Source organism: Oligoflexus sp. (genome assembly GCF_035712445.1).
In the GTDB taxonomy this organism is placed as follows: Bacteria; Bdellovibrionota_B; Oligoflexia; order Oligoflexales; family Oligoflexaceae; genus Oligoflexus.
The window spans coordinates 1-18,223 of the sequence record NZ_DASTAT010000079.1 but is presented as its reverse complement, the minus strand read 5'-3'; the positions used below and the strand labels follow the sequence as shown (position 1 = coordinate 18,223).

Here is an 18,223-nt window from a genome sequence, read left to right as displayed (position 1 = left end):
AGCCGCTTTTCATTATAGTGGCTCATTTATAACAGCTCATAGCAGATAAAGCGCGGGGAAAAATCTAATTGCGAACAAACTAAATGATGTTTAGCTGGTTTGTGGTATGAGGGGCTGTCAGGGACCCCGGTCAGAGCCGGGGCTGTGAGGCTTCAGTTTACCTGGTCGCACAGACAGTGGGTAGAACTTGTGATGTGTTTTCGAGTGTGCAAAGAGGCAAAAGAGCGTTGGGAACGCCATCAGATTCCACAGTTTTCACGAAGCTGTCATAGGTTGGCAGGCGATTTCCCTGGCCGTCCACGATACGACGGAAGCGATACTGGTTGGATTTACCCAGAAGCCTGGTGTCCCGAACATATTCGTCCTGATTCACCTGATCCATGGTGAAGTTCGCGAGGGGGTTGCGTGGAATCCGAATGCCGAAACGGAAGCCTTCTGGTGGATCGAGAATTGGTTCGATCTTGCCATGCGTATAGTCCGCATTGAAGACGAGATGATACACGAGCCGCCATTTGTAAGCTTTGCGTGCCTGCCGCTCACCTTCGTCGCTATCATGCCAGGCCCAGATGCCTTCATCGTAGACCACCAGCGTCGCTTCATGACCCACGACCTGACCGTCGAATTCAATGTCCTTGAATGCGGCGTTGGCAAAGGACATGACTTCATCCGCCTGAGGATTGCCATCCATCCACCACAGCCCCTGAAGGGGAGCCGGCGTTCCTGTTGCATCCGACCCGATCACAAGCCGCTGATCAATGTCCCGATAAGGAACGGATTCGAGTGTGTAAGGGTAGCTTTCATCGGCTGCCATGGCCTGAGTCGTGAGCGCGAGGCTGATTGCGAACAGAACTGATTTCATGAACGATCCTCTTTTTCCAATGATTGAGTTTATAGGTTTCTGAGGCGTAATGACCGTTGGTCAGCAGCTGATAGAACAAACATCGTATTGTGTCAAATAGGTATTGTTAACCGGGCGCAGGGACTGGGGATCTGAGGCAGGGTGCGGAATCCGGGTGCTGAACGGCGTTCATTGAGACGCGTGGTCGTTGGCCGGTGGTGATGCCCACAATGGATCCAGGGTTGCGCAAGCACGGTCACGTCATGCACTTCGCTTGGGCCGCTCACGAGGAATTAAACGCTCTTTCTCCACAACCTGGACCCGCCTATGGGCAGCGACTGTCCTGCAAGATCATGCAGACGGCAGATGATGTACGAGCAATCATCTTCCATGACGGCAGCATCGGGTCCTGCCAGTTCCTCAATGCGCTTTTGGATGGCGCTCAAGGAATCTTCACTTGAAAAAAGGCGGGTCAGATGATGAAGCTGAAGGCGTCTGGATGAACGCACGTTATCCAGGAGTCCATCGGTATAAATGAAAAGAGTGTCCCCCGTCCTGGCTTCATAATGCCCCGCACCGATATTGGGTTGGGTCTTCAATCCCAAGGGGGAACCACCCTGCAGGATATAGACAGGCCGATTGTCACGCACTACCACAAGAGGCGTATGGCCCGCGTTCCGGTAATCCATGCGACCGCTTTCCAGATCTATGCTCAGGATCAGCATCGTGGCGAGCAGCGGAGTATGCGTCGCCGTCATGCCCACGACGTCGTTGAGTCTTCGCATCAGCATGCTTAGAAGTTCAGGAGCCGGCAACGCATCCATTTCTTCGGTGCGGGCCAGGCCATGGAAGGCCCCATGAATGGCGCCGCTTAAAAGGGCCGCCGGGAGCCCATGACCTGTGACATCGCAGATGGCCAGAATCAGGCGCTTGTGCCGGACATCATGATGATAGCCGAGCCAGTCCCCACCAATCCGCGCCGAGGCATGATGCGAGGTCACGATTTCAAAGCCCGGCCCTTCGCGATCGTCCGGTATGAAAGCCTCCTGGACGATATGGGCATCATCCAGATTTTTCTCAAGCCGGCGCCGCACATCCTGCTCGCGGGCACGATCCTTCTGCACCTTTTGAAATTGGTTGCCGATCGCGATGGCCAGAAATCCAGCATGAAGCGCACAGGACAGAAGGAGCAATTCAAAGCGAACGGCGGAACGGAACCAGGGATCATCGAAGCGCACAAGGTCGGCCGCCTGCAGAATGGAAAGGATATTCACGAGGATGACGAGCATCCAGCCGATGCTGTAATAGGCTGCGGGGGGATAGGCCTTGCGCCAAAGATAAATGCCCGCTCCGTAATAGAAGAGGAGCAGAACGCCGGTCGTCTGCACGGAAAAGGATACGAGCTGGGGACTGAAGGCAAAGGTGCAAAGACCCAGGCCCAGGAGACTTTTCAGCAAAGGCAGCCAGAGCCAGCGATCGATCTGGGGCAGCGTGCGCGGTATTTCCAGGGAATGGCGAAAGAAGATGATGCCGGCGATGCTGCTGAGTTCGATCATCACAAAGGTGGCTCGATCCGCCCAGGCCAGGGACTGCGGCCAAAGATTCATCCAGGTCACGCCGAGGTTGGTGAGCTGAAAACCAAGATGATAGGTGAGGAGCATCGTTCCAAGATGCAGGAACGTGCGATGCCGGGTGCTGAAGAAAACATACAGCGACACGAGAAGAGCGAAACCCATGACGCCCGTATACGTGCCGAAGACCAAGGATTCCCGCGATTCCTTGGCCGCCAGGCTTTCAAGGCTGTGAAGCCAGGCTATGATGCAAAGGCTGTAGTTGTTTTCCAGTCGTATATACCAGCTGCCCCGACTGTAGGGCGGCAGCGTAACGTTCACCACCGGATGACGATGATGCAGGGAAGGATTCCAGCTTCTTTTCTGTCCCCCTGACAGAATAGCCCCGGTCTGGCCCCGCACATAAACATCGTAAAGGCTGATGGTGCCGAGTTCAATTTCAAGGAATCGTTCGAGTGTCGTCGCGCTGGCATTTTGCAGATCAAGACGAAGCCAGAAGACCGAAGTGCTGTAGCCGGCATTCAAGCGGTCCGGCGTGGCAGGAACGAAGCGAGCGTCATCCAGATCCTGAAAGGCCGTCTGGCCCCCCTTGTCCTCCCAAATGGATAGGTACGGCTCCGCCATCTGCGGGACGGATATTGCCATTAAGGCTGAGGTCCGCAGCAGAAAGAGGCCGAGCAGGAGAGTCTTCAGCATGAGCGGGACTTCCAACTTTGTGAAAAGACTTATCTGTTTGGCCTATCGGAGTCCCGAAGGAAAACTCAAACCGCTGCCCCGCAAATAAAGCTTAACTTTTTACCAAAAAGTCCGATATAAAGGTTGTGTGCAATTCAATGTTGCACAATAAACTAGGAGATCCCCATGAAAGTTCTTTATTCTACCAAGGTTACGGCAAGCGGTGGTCGCAACGGTCAGGTGAAATCCGATGACGGCATCCTTGATATGCCCCTCTCGACCCCACGGAGCCTCGGCGGTTCCAAGACAGCCAGCAACCCCGAACAGCTCTTTGCAGCCGGTTACGGCGCCTGCTTTGAAAATGCGGTTCTGCACATCGCCCAGCTGAAAAAAGTAAAACTTGAGGGCACCAGCATCTCCGTTCAGGTGGATCTGCAGTCCTACGATGATGGCCACTTCAATGTCGGAGTCGCCATGGACCTTGATATTCAAGGTGTTGAGCCCATCGTGGCCCAGCAACTGATCGTCGCCGCCCACAAGGTCTGCCCCTATTCCAACGCCACCCGAGGCAACATTGATCTGACGATTTCCCTGCGTGGAGAGCGAGTTATTTAAGTTCAGCAGCGTGAGCGGGACAGTCGGGCCCGCTCAGCTCCCCCTCATGCACAAGTGCATTGAAAGCTTGCGAGGTTTCGGATTATCTTGCATCAGTAAGGCTAATTTGGGGGAAACCATGACCGAACTGTGTCCAAATGAGGACCAATTGCTCGACAATCAGCTTTGTTTCGCCCTTTATGCGGCGTCGAAGGCGATGACTCAGGCCTATCGCGGGTATTTGGACCCCCTTGGCATCACCTATCCGCAGTACCTTGTTTTCATGGTGCTGTGGGAGCAGGATGGAATTCCACTGAAACGCCTGGGTGAGCGCCTTTACCTTGATTCGGGCACCCTTACGCCTTTGGTGAAACGCCTGGAAAAAGAAGGTTTTCTGACTCGCGACCGCGCGAAAGAGGACGAACGCGAGATTCGCGTGCGCCTGACCGCCAAGGGCCGCAAGCTGCAGCAGAAGGCGGCGGCGATACCGGGTGCCATGCGCTGCGTTGCGGAAGTCGATGAAAAGGATGTGGTGCGGATGCGCGAGGAACTGAAATGGCTTCTGCATAAGCTCCAGGAGATGCGCGGCAGCAAGTTGCCGGCTTCGGAAACCTGATCCCTTATTCGTGACGGGCGTGGAAAGCCACGACGCTGAGCAGGTGTGAGGGATTGATGGGTTTGGTCAGATGTCCCGTGCAACCGACGGACAAACACTTCTTGCGCGCCTCGGTCATGGCATGGGCTGTCAGCGCGATAATGGGTTTGTGATAGCCCTGTTCGCGAAGTTTCATCGTCGCCGTATAGCCATCCATCTGCGGCATCTGAATGTCCATCAGCACCATATCGTAGCACTCGCTCAAGGCCTTGCGGTAGCCTTCGATTCCATTTTCAGCGAAATCAACGCTGGCCCCTGCGCGCATCAGCAGAAAAGAAATCAAAGACCGGATATCCGGTGCATCATCCACCACCAGGATTTTCAGACCCTCCAGCGAAACGCTGTCCGCACTGGGTGCAGAGGCGGGCCCGGGGGCTTGGACCGCCTTCTGTTCGGACGCATCCTGCTTGACCCGTAGCTCGGGAAGATCGGTCAGCGTGAAAAGAAAGGTGCTGCCAGCCCCAGGTTCGCTCCTGACGACGCGGACATCGCCACCCAAAGCCCGAGCCAATTTTCGCGAGAGAGCGAGACCCAGGCCGGTTCCCCCGAATTTACGGGTCGTGGAATCCTCGGCCTGCACGAACATTTCAAAAATCTGTTCCTGCTGCTCGGCGGCAATGCCGATGCCGGTGTCGGTGATTTCAAAGCCCATATGGACCCGGCCCTGTCCGTTGCTTTCACCGAAGCTCCGCACCTGGACCGAGCCGTGCGGCGTAAACTTGATGGCGTTGCTCATCAGATTCACAAGAACCTGGCGAACCCGCACAGGATCCGTAGTCAATTGCTGAGGAGTGCTGGGATCAGCTTCATAGGTCAGCGTCAGGTTTTTTTCGCGAGCCTTGATGTCCAGCAGCGTGAACACGTCGGTGACGATGGTTTTCGGATCCACGTCGAGGAATTCCAAAGTCAGATGACCCGCCTCGACTTTGGACAGATCCAAAATATCGTTGATGATGATGGACAGCTGCTCGCCGTTGCGGACGAGGATGTTCAGGTAATTCGAGTGTTCATCCTGCGAAATATTGGGATCGCGCAGCAGATCGGCGAAGCCGAGCATGGCCCCCAAAGGCGTGCGGATTTCATGCGACATGTTGGCTAAAAATGCTGACTTCAGGTTATTCGAACGCTCGGCTTCCTCTTTGGCCAGTTTCAGTTTTTTCATCAGCTGGTGCAGCTGCTCTTCGACCGTCACGCGCTTGGTGATATCCACGATCGCCGCCAGCCGCATCCAGCGCCCATCGAGCAGGATGTCGCGCAGGGTTATTTCCGCGTGGAGGATGCTGCCGTCTTTCCTTTGATGCTGTGCCCTCCGCTGCAGAAAGCGTTCCTTCTTAAAAGGCAGTTCCTTCATCGTGAGCCAGAACGCTGGACGATCCTCGGCGGGTCTCATGTCAGACGCGTTCAAGGTCAGGAATTCCTCGCGGCTGTATCCGTAGGTCGTCAGAGCGATGTTGTTGACATCGAGAATCTGGCCGGAATTGGGGTCCATCACCAGCATGGGGACAGGGCAGTCCTGGAAGACGGAGCGGTAACGCTCCGTGGAGCGGGCCAGCTCTTCGGCAGCCTGCTTCTGATCATGGATGTCGGTCGAGGTGCCGAACCATTCGACTATCTCGTCATTGATGATATGAGGCACAGCCCTGGTGATGAACCAGCGATAGTAGCCCTCGTGATTCCGAAGCCGAATTTCGCAGGCAAACGTTTCCTTATTCTGCACCGCTTTAATCCACGCGGCATCGCACGCCGACCAATCGTCTGGATGAATCAGATCAATCGTGCCTCGGGTGTTGATGATCGTATCGTAGGTTCCCGTGTATTCACGCCAGCGGGCATTCAAAAATTTGACCGCGCCCTCGGGAGTCGAGACGTACACGATCTGCGGCATGGAATCGGCCAGCTGTTGAAAGCGCGCCTGACTTTGTTCCAAAGCCTGACGGGAACGCACCTGATCAGTCACGTCGATTCCCAGCGCCAAAACCCCGTCTATAGTGCCAGACTCATCGCGGGAGGGTGAATAGGTCATATTAAAATAACGGACTTCATTGCGGATCACCATGGGGTACTCATGAAAGGACACGGGTCGACCCAGACGATAGATCTCTTTCAAAAGAGCGAGCATCGCGACGGCATCGGGCTGAGCTTCCTGCACGGTCATACCAGTCGCATCGAAACCCAGTACTTTAATGTGAGCATCATTCACAAATTCAAAGACAAAATCAGGGCCGCTGAGTATGCAGACCAGTTCCGGCGTGTGCTGAAAAAGAGTACGCAGGTTGCGCCGTTCATTTTCGATCGCCCGCCGGGATCGTTCCGAGCTGTCGCGGGCCAGGACCTTTGCCGTCACATCGAAAGCCTGCGTGAGTATGCCGTATACCTCTCGCTCCTTGTTAAAGAGGGGCTGAAGGCAGACATCAAGGTAGGTGAAGCTGAGGGCCCCGCTGGGCTTTTTGATGACAACGGGAAATTCAAAGCTGCTGTGCGCTTCACCGGACTCATACACCAGATTGAGTAGGCTCACGATAAGATCAAGGGTCGGCCGTTCATTTGCCTGTTCCTCGATACCCATAATTTCATAATACCTGCGGTTGACCCTGGCGACAGTGTGCCGGGGACCGAGTGTCAGCAGCATACCGGCAGGTGAGCTGTCGAATATCTGGTCGAGTATGGTGTCTTGCTCTTCTATCACATGAATTCCAGGCCGAGGATTGGCACTTAAAAAAACCGGAGCGGGGCACTATCACATGACTGCGATTAAAAATCACTGAATATGTTGGAACACTTTTTATGGAATTATTCAATGGGTTGAATTGTTAAGAGACCTCTGCAAAACCGGGCGGGGTAATTCTTCGCAGAAGGTCGAACGGGATAGGCAAGGGGGTCTGAAACTTCAACGTTTCTAGATTTTTAACAGGATGAGCTCGATGATTTCGGCATATGCAAACTTCGATTGGCGAAAGGCACCTCCTGACTTGGATGAGACGGGTTGGGCGACGTCAAACGCGGCTGACTCAGGCTATTAAATTTTTCTTTAATCACCGACCTCCCCTGTAAAAGCGTTTCCTTTTATCAAAACATCATAAAAAAGGGGCTCACCCTCGACGGCGGGATCAGTCAGAATAGAAGCAACAGGAGGTCCCCCGTGCGCTGTCTGTTTTTTCACATGGTTTTGCTTTTCGGTGTGATCGGCTGTCGCTCGACCCTGCAAACATCTCCCGCCGCAGGCCTGCCGGCTCCGGTCGCGTCCGCTGCAAAGGGACAGCCTCTTGCATTGGGGGAAGGCTATGCCTGTCTGCAAAATAAAAAAGGTCAGGGTCAGTGCCTCGGCAGTGAGGGAAAAACCTCGGCCCCTGCCAGCTGGCAGGCACTGCGCGCCGCAGGCAGCACGCCTGTCATTCGCCAGCTGATGGCACGCGCCACGGTCAGCTGTGCGGTGGGGGTGAGGCCCGCGTCCTTGGAGAATCGGGTTCTCTGCTGGCAGCCGCAAAGAACACGTTCGCTTCCGTCCTCGGATCAGGATTCCATTCTTCTGAGTGGAAAATTCCCAAGTTCCATTCTGTCCCTGGCGCTGCAAAAGGATAAGGTCTGCGTTCTGGCTGTGGACGGTCAGGTTGCGTGCGGTGATCTTTCCACGCGCGGCCCTTTTACACTCGCCAGTGTTAAAGGACTGCGCTCCATTCGTCAGCTGCGTTCCGGTGAAAGTTTTTCCTGTGCGTTGCGCGGTGATACGGGCGCAATTTTTTGCTGGGGTGATAACAGTGCCGGCCAGCTGGGACTTGGCAGTTCCTTGCGCTCAGAATCCGAGCCCGTCGCTATCGCCGGATTTTCCGGATTTGCGACGGTGATGGAAGCGGGATCGCAGCATGTCTGTGCCATCAATTCCGCGGGTGAAGTTCAGTGCTGGGGCAGTAACAGTGATCAGCAGCTCGGCATGGAAGGGGATAAACAGCTTGAGCCCCATGTTGTACGTGGACTGCCTGCCAAGGCTTCGACTTTGGCTCTGGGATCACGGCATTCCTGTGCGCAGCTCGTCGATGGTTCTGTCTGGTGCTGGGGCGCGCGCGAATTCTTAGGGTCGGAAACGCAGGGCGGATTGATTCCTGTGCGCGTGCCTTTGCCTGTGGCGTCGGCGACCTTGATCGCCAGCCCCGATCGCACCTGCTCGCAGCTGACGACGGGGGAATATTTCTGCTGGGGCATGGAGCCGGAAATTCTTGCGGGACCGCCCTGAGCCTTCACGTTCGACCCGGAGATGCAGGGGCCGGCGCGCGGCCCACATAACGGGCGCGCGGGCGCAGTAAAAAACCCTGCTGCCTTTGTTCCAGAATATGCGCGGTCCAACCTGCCAAACGGCCGAGAATGAAAAGCGCGGTCGCACCTTCCCGATCCAAACCCAAAGTCAAGGCCACAGCCACCAAGCCAAAATCAAGATTGGGCCAGGGGCAGCCCAGGGATTTCGCCAGGGTCAGGACGCTGTCCACTTCATCCATCCAACGCTGCGCTTCGCCTTTGCGCACAGCGGCGAGGGCGCGGGCTTTTTGCAGGAGCGGTTCGACCCGGGGATCGCCTTCGGTATAAAGCCGGTGACCAAAACCTGGCGGCTGCTGATTCGTTTCCATCAGAGCCTGCAGCTGTCTTTTACGTGACCAGCCGGCAGGCGGCTCGGTTAAAAACGCGTGCACATCCAGCGAAGCCAGACCGTGATGCCGACCGGAGAAACTTGCGAGGCCGGCCAGAAGACTGGCGTAAAGGTCGGCGCCGGTGGAGGCGGCGACGCGTGCGGCGAACGTAGACGCATTCAGTTCATGATCCGCGCTGGCGATCAGTGCGGTTTCCAGAGCGTCCACGGCCTCGTCCTGAAAAAGTCCGAGCGAGGCGGCCATGCGCATGGCGAGAGTCTCGGGGGCCGCCGAGGTCCTTGGAAAAACGACGTTCACGCTGTGATGAATGATAGCGCGGGCGCGACGCAAGGATTGATCGAGCAATTCGTCCGGGCCTTCGGGATCATAAAGGGCCATCCTTGCGAGTTGAAACAGGAGACGCCGCGGCAGGGAAGCTGCGATTGTGCTGTTGTCCTGGGGAATGCTGAGGTTCAGCCCGGTCCATTCCACTTTATGATTCGGCAGGTCACCGGACCAGAGAAGTTCGGCGACCTGTTCAAAGTTCAAGCCTTTGCGCAGAAGTTCGCGCAGGGCATAGCCGCGGTAATAGATCTGTCCGCTTTGAATGCAGGTGATGGCTGAATCCAAAATCGGATCACCCCAGCGCATGGCGCTGGCCGCCGTCGGACCGTGTCCCGAGCGGGCCCGGCTGCGCGCCAGGAGTGCTTCCAGATCATCGCGGGCGTAAAGTTTTCCGGTGTGGCCAGGATGCGATTCGGCTCGAAGCAGCCCACGGCTGACATAAGCATAGAGCGTCTGGGCCTTGATGCCGAGCAAGGCGCAGGCCTCGGCGGCGGTGAGCATCGCTTTATCCTTGTGGTTTTTTCCTGCCATATGACTCCTTTCGAAGCTTCATCCACCCCGGGCTTACGGTCGGCTTCGCTGCAGCTCCCGTCATCTGCTTGCTGCAGCTTCCGTCATCTACTCCGCTTTCCGCGGAGGATTCTGGTGCTCCAGCACACGCACGACGGGATAATATCCTCCCACCTTCAGGTCCTCGTCCAAAAACTGCCAGCGGGCCAGGCCATCATCCGCATGCGGTTCCAAAAGATAAACGGCGAGGGTACCCGCACGCTGCGCGACAGGAATCCAGATCCAGCCCTCAGGCACTGTGAATTCGCTGCGCTCGGGCCTTACGGTGAGCACGGTTTCAAAACGCTTCGGCTGAGGCTTCTGACTTAAGGGTATTTCTTTTTCACCCGGCCTTGTCACATTCGTCGCAACATCGGGGCTGAAAGTTTCCTCTTTCCCAAGAAGGCGATAGCGTTCTGCTCTGTATCGCGTACCCGCTGTGGCGGCTGTCAGCTGAATGCCATGCATACTGAGTTTATCCGCAAGGGACGCAGGCGCCAGGTAACCCATCGGAACGGTGACCTCTTCCGTCGGGATATGACCGCGCAGATGCGGGATTTTATAGACTTTGGAACGCCGCCCGGGATAACGGCGCGCGCTGAGACTCTCCTTATCAAACGACTGAATGATTGCTGTGTCACCATGCAGGGCATAAGCCGGATAATCGAAAACCAGCGACTGATCCTCGGTCTGACGCGCGACGCCGTGATTGATGGCCATGCGCAGCGATGGATCGAAAACGAGTCCCCTGGTTTCGAGCCGTTTTCTTTCCGCTTGCATGAGCTTCAAAATCGGTTCACGCTTCAAAGCCGCAAAACGGAAAAGCTCCAAAAGCCAGGCGCGCATCACCGCGCAGCGCCTTGCGAAAGGAATATAGCTATACGTCTCCAAAAGAACATCGAGCCGCCCGAGCAGACCCCGATAGTGACTGCCGAAGCGAGGCAGTGCCGGATAGGTGTGCCAGCCGGTAAGGGGATCGTCTTCTTTCACGAAGTTTCCGTACCAGTAGCTTTTGAAATCATGCTTGGATTCAACCGATTTGCTCACGCGCTCCAGCATCCCGCGGGCGAAGCCTCGCACGGGAGCGAAAAGCTCCTCATTGCCGCGCGAGGTATCAAAGGTCAAATCGAAGGCATGAAGACTTCCATCGGTGGTATGGCAGTCGATGAAGAGGTGCGGCCACCAGGCCTGATAGAAACGCGCCATCGCCCGTGTTTCCGGGGCTTCCTGCTTCATGCTGTCGCGATTCAGGTTATAGCCTTCACCATTGTAACGAATACCCACGCCCGATTCTGGACCATCCTGCCCCTCCAGATTGCTAAGATCCAGTTGGCGATGCGCAGGGCTGATGATGTCGTTGCCATCCGGGTTGAAATTCGGCACCAGGACAAGGCAGGTGCGGTTCAAAATATTCCGGCCCAGACTGGTCAGAGTCAGATCGCGCGCCAGGGCCAAAAGGGATTCCTTGCCTTCAACTTCACCAGCATGAATATTGGCTTCCACCATCACGATGCACTTTTTTTGTTTCTGGGCCAGCTCCGGTGTGAAGCACTGACGATCACTGATGACAAGGGCGGCAATATCCTGGCCCTGACTGCTCGTTCCCAAAGAGAGACGTTTCACCAGGGGCGTTGCGGCACAAAGTTCATCCATGAAGGTCAGAACTTCCGCGCTGCGTGTCGTCTCGCGATAGTCAGTGGCTTCAGCCCGGGTCAGCGGCAAGGCTTGTGATTTCATAGATCCTCAACAGCAGAAATTTTTTCGTAATGGCCCTCACTAAGTACCACGCGTGTCCGGGGGCTTGCCAACAAGATTCAGAAGTTTTCGAAGCTTACAAAAAATCGCTATGTTGATTGTTTAATCAAGATTGATCAATGTCAATTTTGTGCCGAAGATAGGCTTGAGAAACGCAGGAAGCATAGGAGGTGAAGCATGAGTACTCTTCAGGTCAGCGGGCTCGATGACGTCGTATTCGCAGAAACCGTTTTGAGTCAGGTCGATGGTGAAGCCGGGCGGCTCGTCATGCGTGGTTATGATGTGGAAACACTCAGTGGCCACGTCAGTTTCCTGGAAGCTCTGCATCTTCTCTGGTGGGGGCGCTTGCCGCATCACTCGGAAATGTTGGAAGTGAGGCAACGCCTCGGGCTGAAACGAGTGCAGGTCTTTACCCGGTTGATCGCTTTGCCGGAAGGTCCGCGTTCCAGCATGGATTATCTGCGTTATGCTCTGGCCTCGTTGGAAGGGGACGGCAGCGACCTATGGGATGAGGCTTTGACGCTTTGCGCCGCAACCGCCGTCGCGACCGCGATTTGGATGCGGCGTCAGGAGAAGCGGCCTCCTGTTCGGCCTGATGCGGCACTGGATCATGGTGAGGATATTCTGCACATGTTTGCGGATGCACCCGTGGACCCCGCGCGTGCCATGGCTTTGGAATCCTACCTTGTGACGGTGATGGATCATGGGATGAATGCCTCGACATTCACAGCGCGCGTGGTGGCCTCGACGGGATCGGATCTGACCTCTGCGGTGGTCGCGGCGCTGGGGGCTTTGAAGGGCCCCCTTCATGGTGGAGCGCCTGGACCAGTCCTGGATATGCTGGCCGCCGTGGGTGAGCCGGCACGCGCCCGGGCATGGCTGGAAGCGGAACTGGAAGCGGGGCGGCGCATCATGGGGATGGGGCATCGCATCTATCGCGTGCGGGATCCACGGGCTGCGGTTTTGGAAAAGGCGCTCGATCGACTGGAACAAACGGGCGTGAAGACGCCGCGTCTGGCCCTGGCGCGCGCTGTGGAAAAGGCCGCTGCCGAACTCCTCCAGGAGCGTTATCCGCAAAGGCCGCTGAAGGCCAACGTGGAATTTTATACGGCTGTGCTTTTGGATGCGATCGGTCTGCCGGCGGAAGTTTTCTCCGCCTGCTTTGCGATCGGTCGGGTCGTGGGCTGGTGTGCGCATGTGGACGAGCAGCGCCGCCACGGACGGCTGGTGCGTCCGCAGTCGCGTTATGTCGGTCCAGATCCTGCGCCGTTGGATGCTATTCCAGCCAGGCCAGCGATTCGACGATAATGGTCGGGCGCGCCTGGGCCTCATCGGTCGGCATCAGAATGAATTCGCCGTCCGCTTCAAAATAAAGTCCATCGGCGCGCTGCAGTTTTTCCAGCTCCGACAGTTTCACGATCAGTTCGAAGGTTCCATACTGGGTTTCCAAACTCACGCCTTTTTCCACCGCATCCTTGCTATGCAGGACGCCGGAAACCAGAATCGGGTAGGGCGCACCGGCCAGGCATTCGCCGATTTTTTTATTATAGGCAGTGCCTTCCGGGCAGGGGCAATAGCTGCCATGGCCCCAGGGATTATAGTCCTCGGTGCAGGCGAGTCCTTCAGTTTTGACCACCCATGCTGCCTGAGCCACCGATCCCAGAAGCAGACTGCCGAGGGCGAGCGCTAATATTTTCATCGTGAGCCTCCTGATGACTTTCGTGTCGCCTATTGTCTACCGCTGTTTTCTGAAGGCTGTCCACAAATTCCACATGCTTGGGTAATTTATAGCTGGTCAAAAAACGGCGGCAATGATCGCGGATGTCCTGCGGCTTCAAGGCCTTGTTGCGCGAGAGCACCCGGACCTTGACGGTTTCACCCGTGACCGCATGCGGCTGGCCGATCACTTCACAGTCGATCACATCGGGATGGAGGCGCACGACGTCCTCGATCTCGCTCGGGTAAACATTGAAACCGGACACCAGGATCATGCGTTTGACGCGTCCGACGATGAACCAGTATCCGTCCTCGTCGAAGGTCGCTATATCACCGCTCTTCACCCAGCCGTCGCGGGTGAGGTGCCGCGCGGTTTCCTCGGGATTTCGCCAGTAGCCGCGCATCACCTGGGGGCCGCGGATCCAAAGCTCACCCGGAGTATGGGGCGTGAGGACATCGCGACCCTCGGTATCGACCAGTTTTAACTCCGTGTCAGGAACGGGTTGGCCGATACTGCCGATGCGGTTGGCGTCCGGCGGATTGAAACAGGCGACGGGAGATGTTTCGGTCATGCCGAAGCCTTCCAGCAAAGGTTTGCCCGTGACGTCCTCCCAATGCCGCGCGACCTTGGGGTCGAGTTTCATTCCGCCCGCTATCGCAAAACGCAAGCGCGAGAAATCCATCGCCCGGAATGTGTCCATGCGTAAAAGGCTATAAAATAAGGTATTCACGCCGGTCATCGCCGAAAATGGATAGCGCTGCAGCTCCTTCAGAAGCAGACCGAGTGCGGTGGGATCCAGGATCAGAACATTATGCGAGCCCGCGAGCAAAGGCATGCCGCAGTGCACGGTGAAGGCGAAGATGTGATAGAGCGGAAGGGGCGCGATGATGGTTTCCTTCCCGCGCTCGACGTTCGCACCCAGAAAATTCAAAACCTGGTGCATGTTGCTCACGACATTGGCATGCGTGAGCATCGCGCCCTTCAATACACCCGTGGAGCCGCCGGTGTACTGCAGCATCATCAGATCATCAGGATGAACATTCGGTTTGATCCAAGGCCGCTTTCGGCCGAAGCGAAGCACGCTATCCAGGGTGGGGTGATTCCGATCATAGGCCGCCACGGCCCGGCGCCGATAGCGCAGATGAAAGTTCATGGCCCAGCGTCGCCAGCGCGGCTGCAGCGTGAACAGCTCACAGATCACAACCCACGGATCTTTGAGTTCATGGGTGAGCATGGGCACGATATAGGCGGTAGTTTCCGCCACGAACCAGACCTTGATATCGGCATTCAAAAGTTGTCTTTGCGTTTCCCTTGGGGTGTAAAGGGGATTGGTGTTCACCAGAACAAGGCCGGCCTTGATGATGCCAAAGGCGATCACAGGATAGGCGAGGACATTGGGCAGCTGGACGGCCACGCGATCGCCGGGTTTCACATCCGGTAAAGACTGCAGCCAGGCCGCCACCGAGCTGCTGAGGCGATCCATCTCGCGAAAGCTCAGGGTCCTGCCGAACTGTGAGTAGGCCGGCCGATCAGCAAAATCGCTGGCCGCGGCTGCAAGGCAATCCAGCATCGTTTTTGCGGTCGGTATTGAAGCGCTCGGCACAACTCGCCCCCTTTTGTTCGGCATTCTAGCACTGAAGAATGCAGGGTTTCGAGTTTTTTCCAAATCCGGGAAACCGTGGCGTATTGTCAGTACGCGCCCAAGAAGGCACAATAGAAGAAGTCAATCAAAGGCCTTGAACAGGGAGAGGGACCCGTCCATGTCTTCTCATAAGCGAAAACTCAGCAATTTTATGCTGCAGCCTCTTTTGCAAATTCGCCTTGGGCTTTATAACATTCTTCTGTCCCTGGCCTTCTGCCTGGCATTGGTTGCCATTTTTTATGTAAATTTTAACAAGTTTTACGATCTGGTGCTCGAACTCACCGATCTGCGTGAGGAAGTCACGGATATCCTGAGGTCCTATGTGCAGGGACTGGTCGGCTGGGTGGCGATAGGCACGACGATCTATTTTTTCATCACCGTCGCCGTCTCCATTTTCTTTACCCACCGTTTGGTAGGGCCGACCTATGCATTCCGCCGGCACATTCGTGAGCTGAAAAATGGCAACTACGGATCCCGCGTGGTCCTGCGCAAAGGCGATGCCTTCCAGGAAGTCGCTGAGGATCTCAATGACCTGGCTGTGACGCTCGAGCAGGTTCGTCGTCGCAGCTAATTAGGGAGGACTCATGGGAGCCCCGAGCCTCGACTGGTTTGAACCCGCATTCCTGAGCGCCGCCTCCATACCATTGGCTCTTGATCGCGTCCTCTGCATTGAAGAAAGCAAAGTCCATTTCACCCGCTGTCTGCGTGCGGCTCTCTGCAATCCGGTGCCGCACGGACTGGATCGCATTGCGGCGTTGAATCAGGATATCAAGCTTCTGCAGCAGACCTTTCAGCATCGCCTTGGAATCCTGGCCATAGATCGGCCTCAGGCCTGGTTCCGACACAGTTCGACAGCCGAACGCGGACCTTTCGCGGTCGCCGTGTTCGAAGAGCCGGTCTTTGCCCGCTTCGATGAATGCCGGGCCGTGGCGGTTCGTCATCTTTTGCCCGAACTCTGGCGCAATCGGCAGGTGTCCTGCAACGAATACGATCCTGCGTTGTCCCTTTGGGGACGGCTTTTGCAGTTGAATCGCCGTTTGGAGCAGATCAATCAGCTGTCGGCGCCTTTTTCCGACGTGCGCCTGGACGAATTGCCGGAAGCGATTCCTGATGAGCTGCAGTCGCCGGCTCTGAATAGGTTCGGCAGTCAGATCGCGCAAAGAATCAAAAACTGCCAGCGCGAGCTCGAAGGCTGCTATGAACAGCTTTGGAGTCGTTCGGAGTCCTTTCTTTATGCGCTGCATATCCAGTATCTTTCGAATAAAGCGCGGCAGCAACAGCAGCAGTATCAGGAGCCCAAAGCCAAAGCGCGGCAAGGCGCCCGGCAGGAACCACCCCCGCCACCCCCGCCCAGGTCCCATCTTCCGCAGCATGTGGGCGAGGCCATGCGTTTTATGGAATTCAAAGCCCTGCCGAATTTCGATGATCTGAGGCAGCGTTATCGGGTGATGGCCCATGCGCTGCATCCTGATCGCGGCGGCAGCGAGGATCGTTTCAAGCAGCTGACCCAGCACTACAAAAGACTCCTGCAACATTTGGAAGGGTCATGAAGCGACTTCTTTCCTGTTCGACCTTGATCGTTCTTTCCGCCTGCAAAACCACATCCTCCACACCTTTGCAGGCGATCACCGTCAAACCCAAGGCTCTGATCGGAACGGCCTATGATGCTGTCACCCAGGAATTCACCGGCGTCAGCTGCCTGGATCTTGGGGCTTTGACGGCCGATGATTATGAGATGCGGACGCTCGGCAGCTTTCGAACGGAAGAGCGGGAGGGAACGAATGCGCGTGAACTGGAAAGCGTATTCGGGGCCTTTCAGAAGAGCTTCTATAATGGAGCTACGGGACTCCGGCTGTCGCGGCCTTATGAAATGGTGCAGCGGATTCTGGAGAATGACAGCGACGTCGTAAACCTGCGCCTTGTGCAGAGTGAATACGGGGGTCTGCGCTTCAAACCCGAGGGCCTTGCGAAACTCCGTCTGAGTCGCGAGGCCCAGACCATGGTGCAGCAGATCCTGATTGCCCAGAGTGCGGAGCGGGCTCAGCTGGTCGATGCTTTCGTTCAGACCTGTGGCACGGGTTTTCTGTCCGGACTGCGCTTGAAGCTGAGCATGGCGGCTTCGCTGCGCTGGGTCTTCAAAAATCCAGAGGATAAAAAACGCTGGTCGGCGGAACTTCGCGTGTCCGAGATGGACAGTGGCCTTGAAACACCGAAGGCCTTGCCGATCGTGCGTCTTCGTTATGAAAGCCATATCAAGGAAACGCGGGATATTCCCCTGCGGTCTTTGGGTGAAAGCGGCAGTCGGGATTGTCCTTCCGATAGCCTTGCGCCGTGTCTGGACGCCTTTCGACTCTTTTCCAACGCGACCGTTCCCACCTGGCAAAAGCTGGTCGCGACTCATGCTGATGATTTCGATTCCGTCCTGCCTTTGGCTTTTCTTTCGGATCCTGAAGTCGTTTCCTATCAGGACGTGGAGCCGGCGCTGGTCGGGATCGTCCTTGGTCCCACGGATGCGGAAGGCGAAGCGTGGCAGACGGCGCGGGAACGATTTGTCGAGCTTTACGCCCGGACTTTTAGAAAAGTCCAGGCCTTGGAACGGTTGGGTGCGGTCGAGCGTGTGCCGAGGATTCAGGCTTTTTTGCAGCAGATTTCAGTCGACGCGGCCCCCTGCTATCGGCCTTTGCTCCAACGCGATCTTTGCTTGAAGAATGCCGAAGCCCTGGTACAGGAATGGGATCAACTTTAGGAAGCTTGCGCGGCTATTTGATTGGGCGATTGCGCAATCCAGAAGAGCGTGCGTGGCAGTGTTATTTCAAAACGGAATGGAACCATGGTGCGATCCTGGCTGTTTTCCAGCTGAATCCTGATGTCCACGCCTATATCCTGGCAGTAGGTGGCGACAGCATTGAGTCCGACGCCACGGCCCGAGATTTCGCTCACCGCGTTTTTGGTCGAAAAGCCGGATACAAAAATCAGCGAGGCAATGTCGAGGTCGGAATAATTCTGTCCTGCTTTGATCAGACCCTGTTCAAGGCCCTGGTTTTGAATGGCGTCGAGGTCAAGGCCGTGGCCGTCATCCCGATAGCTGAGTATCAGATGATCCGGTTCGAAGGCGAGGTCGATCGTGATGGTCCCGCGGGGGGCTTTGCCCGCGGCTGCACGCTGATCGGGGGCTTCGATGCCATGATCCATCGAGTTGCGAATCAAATGGAGCAGAACGCTATAAAGGAAGTCGGCGCCTTTTTCCTTGATGAGGACAGTGCCCT

15 protein-coding genes are annotated in these 18,223 nt (G+C 56.3%); 7 read left to right on the top strand and 8 right to left on the bottom strand.

The window, feature by feature from the left end; translation table 11 throughout:
* Positions 1-157 precede the first annotated feature (157 nt).
* Both VFO10_RS17870 and VFO10_RS17865 read right to left on the bottom strand, forming a co-directional pair.
* The gene (locus VFO10_RS17870) at positions 158-859 is read right to left on the bottom strand and encodes a hypothetical protein (RefSeq protein WP_325142645.1); all 702 of its coding nucleotides are present in this window, start codon (positions 857-859) and stop codon (positions 158-160) included.
* A gap of 272 nt (positions 860-1,131) precedes the next feature.
* Positions 1,132-3,105 (bottom strand): SpoIIE family protein phosphatase, encoded by a 1,974-nt coding sequence (locus tag VFO10_RS17865; RefSeq protein WP_325142644.1) that lies wholly within the window; start codon positions 3,103-3,105, stop codon positions 1,132-1,134.
* A gap of 165 nt (positions 3,106-3,270) precedes the next feature.
* Here VFO10_RS17865 and VFO10_RS17860 point away from each other — a divergent pair, with 165 nt between their 5' ends.
* Together VFO10_RS17860 and VFO10_RS17855 are read left to right on the top strand one after the other, a co-directional pair.
* Positions 3,271-3,699: an organic hydroperoxide resistance protein gene (locus tag VFO10_RS17860; protein WP_325142642.1), complete on the top strand. Its 429-nt coding sequence runs from the start codon at positions 3,271-3,273 to the stop codon at positions 3,697-3,699.
* A 118-nt stretch (positions 3,700-3,817) separates the two neighbouring features.
* Complete coding sequence (locus tag VFO10_RS17855) at positions 3,818-4,294, top strand: MarR family transcriptional regulator (protein WP_325142640.1); 477 nt, start codon at positions 3,818-3,820, stop codon at positions 4,292-4,294.
* A gap of 4 nt (positions 4,295-4,298) precedes the next feature.
* Here the strand turns inward: VFO10_RS17855 and VFO10_RS17850 are convergent, their stop codons facing one another.
* On the bottom strand, positions 4,299-7,019 hold the full coding sequence (locus tag VFO10_RS17850) for a PAS domain S-box protein (RefSeq protein ID WP_325142638.1): 2,721 nt from the start codon (positions 7,017-7,019) through the stop codon (positions 4,299-4,301).
* 453 nt (positions 7,020-7,472) lie between these two features.
* On the opposite strand from VFO10_RS17850, the gene VFO10_RS17845 reads away from it, so the two are divergent.
* Positions 7,473-8,561 (top strand): hypothetical protein, encoded by a 1,089-nt coding sequence (locus VFO10_RS17845; protein WP_325142636.1) that lies wholly within the window; start codon positions 7,473-7,475, stop codon positions 8,559-8,561.
* Positions 8,562-8,565: 4 nt separating this feature from the next.
* Here VFO10_RS17845 and VFO10_RS17840 read toward each other — a convergent pair whose 3' ends face one another.
* Positions 8,566-9,825 carry a citrate synthase family protein gene (locus tag VFO10_RS17840; protein ID WP_325142634.1) on the bottom strand — a complete coding sequence of 420 codons (1,260 nt, stop codon included), beginning with the start codon at positions 9,823-9,825 and terminating at the stop codon, positions 8,566-8,568.
* 87 nt (positions 9,826-9,912) lie between these two features.
* A complete protein-coding gene (locus VFO10_RS17835) occupies positions 9,913-11,580 on the bottom strand; it encodes a M14 family zinc carboxypeptidase (RefSeq protein ID WP_325142632.1) in 1,668 nt (555 codons plus the stop codon).
* Between the two features lie 195 nt (positions 11,581-11,775).
* Between VFO10_RS17835 and VFO10_RS17830 the strand changes: the two genes are divergently transcribed.
* The gene (locus tag VFO10_RS17830; protein WP_325142631.1) at positions 11,776-12,906 is read left to right on the top strand and encodes a citrate synthase; all 1,131 of its coding nucleotides are present in this window, start codon (positions 11,776-11,778) and stop codon (positions 12,904-12,906) included.
* On the opposite strand, the gene VFO10_RS17825 is transcribed toward VFO10_RS17830, so the two are convergent.
* Together VFO10_RS17825 and VFO10_RS17820 are read right to left on the bottom strand one after the other, a co-directional pair.
* Positions 12,875-13,297: a hypothetical protein gene (locus tag VFO10_RS17825; RefSeq protein WP_325142629.1), complete on the bottom strand. Its 423-nt coding sequence runs from the start codon at positions 13,295-13,297 to the stop codon at positions 12,875-12,877. The two genes, VFO10_RS17830 and VFO10_RS17825, sit on opposite strands and share 32 nt — an antisense overlap.
* Entirely contained in the window at positions 13,221-14,918 is a 1,698-nt protein-coding gene (locus VFO10_RS17820; RefSeq protein ID WP_325142626.1) for an AMP-binding protein, read from the bottom strand. The genes VFO10_RS17825 and VFO10_RS17820 overlap by 77 nt, the downstream gene beginning before the upstream one ends.
* A gap of 157 nt (positions 14,919-15,075) precedes the next feature.
* On the opposite strand from VFO10_RS17820, the gene VFO10_RS17815 reads away from it, so the two are divergent.
* From VFO10_RS17815 to VFO10_RS17805, 3 genes are read left to right on the top strand one after another with little or no spacing between them, the layout of a single operon-like run.
* Complete coding sequence (locus VFO10_RS17815) at positions 15,076-15,528, top strand: hypothetical protein (protein ID WP_325142624.1); 453 nt, start codon at positions 15,076-15,078, stop codon at positions 15,526-15,528.
* A 13-nt stretch (positions 15,529-15,541) separates the two neighbouring features.
* Positions 15,542-16,507, top strand: a complete 966-nt coding sequence (locus VFO10_RS17810; protein WP_325142622.1) for a hypothetical protein — start codon at positions 15,542-15,544, stop codon at positions 16,505-16,507.
* Complete coding sequence (locus tag VFO10_RS17805; protein WP_325142620.1) at positions 16,504-17,703, top strand: hypothetical protein; 1,200 nt, start codon at positions 16,504-16,506, stop codon at positions 17,701-17,703. The genes VFO10_RS17810 and VFO10_RS17805 overlap by 4 nt, the downstream gene beginning before the upstream one ends.
* Here the strand turns inward: VFO10_RS17805 and VFO10_RS17800 are convergent.
* Positions 17,700-18,223: ATP-binding protein (locus tag VFO10_RS17800; protein ID WP_325142618.1), on the bottom strand; the 524-nt coding region annotated here is incomplete at its 5' end. The two genes, VFO10_RS17805 and VFO10_RS17800, sit on opposite strands and share 4 nt — an antisense overlap.

Bases quoted from the DNA above. Each gene is read 5' to 3' on its own strand.
- VFO10_RS17870 (WP_325142645.1), bottom strand. From the start codon at position 859: ATGAAATCAGTTCTGTTCGCAATCAGCCTCGCGCTCACGACTCAGGCC.
- VFO10_RS17865 (WP_325142644.1), bottom strand. From the start codon at position 3,105: ATGCTGAAGACTCTCCTGCTCGGCCTCTTTCTGCTGCGGACCTCAGCC.
- VFO10_RS17860 (WP_325142642.1), top strand. From the start codon at position 3,271: ATGAAAGTTCTTTATTCTACCAAGGTTACGGCAAGCGGTGGTCGCAAC.
- VFO10_RS17855 (WP_325142640.1), top strand. From the start codon at position 3,818: ATGACCGAACTGTGTCCAAATGAGGACCAATTGCTCGACAATCAGCTT.
- VFO10_RS17840 (WP_325142634.1), bottom strand. From the start codon at position 9,825: ATGGCAGGAAAAAACCACAAGGATAAAGCGATGCTCACCGCCGCCGAG.
- VFO10_RS17835 (WP_325142632.1), bottom strand. From the start codon at position 11,580: ATGAAATCACAAGCCTTGCCGCTGACCCGGGCTGAAGCCACTGACTAT.
- VFO10_RS17830 (WP_325142631.1), top strand. From the start codon at position 11,776: ATGAGTACTCTTCAGGTCAGCGGGCTCGATGACGTCGTATTCGCAGAA.
- VFO10_RS17825 (WP_325142629.1), bottom strand. From the start codon at position 13,297: ATGAAAATATTAGCGCTCGCCCTCGGCAGTCTGCTTCTGGGATCGGTG.
- VFO10_RS17815 (WP_325142624.1), top strand. From the start codon at position 15,076: ATGTCTTCTCATAAGCGAAAACTCAGCAATTTTATGCTGCAGCCTCTT.
- VFO10_RS17810 (WP_325142622.1), top strand. From the start codon at position 15,542: ATGGGAGCCCCGAGCCTCGACTGGTTTGAACCCGCATTCCTGAGCGCC.
- VFO10_RS17805 (WP_325142620.1), top strand. From the start codon at position 16,504: ATGAAGCGACTTCTTTCCTGTTCGACCTTGATCGTTCTTTCCGCCTGC.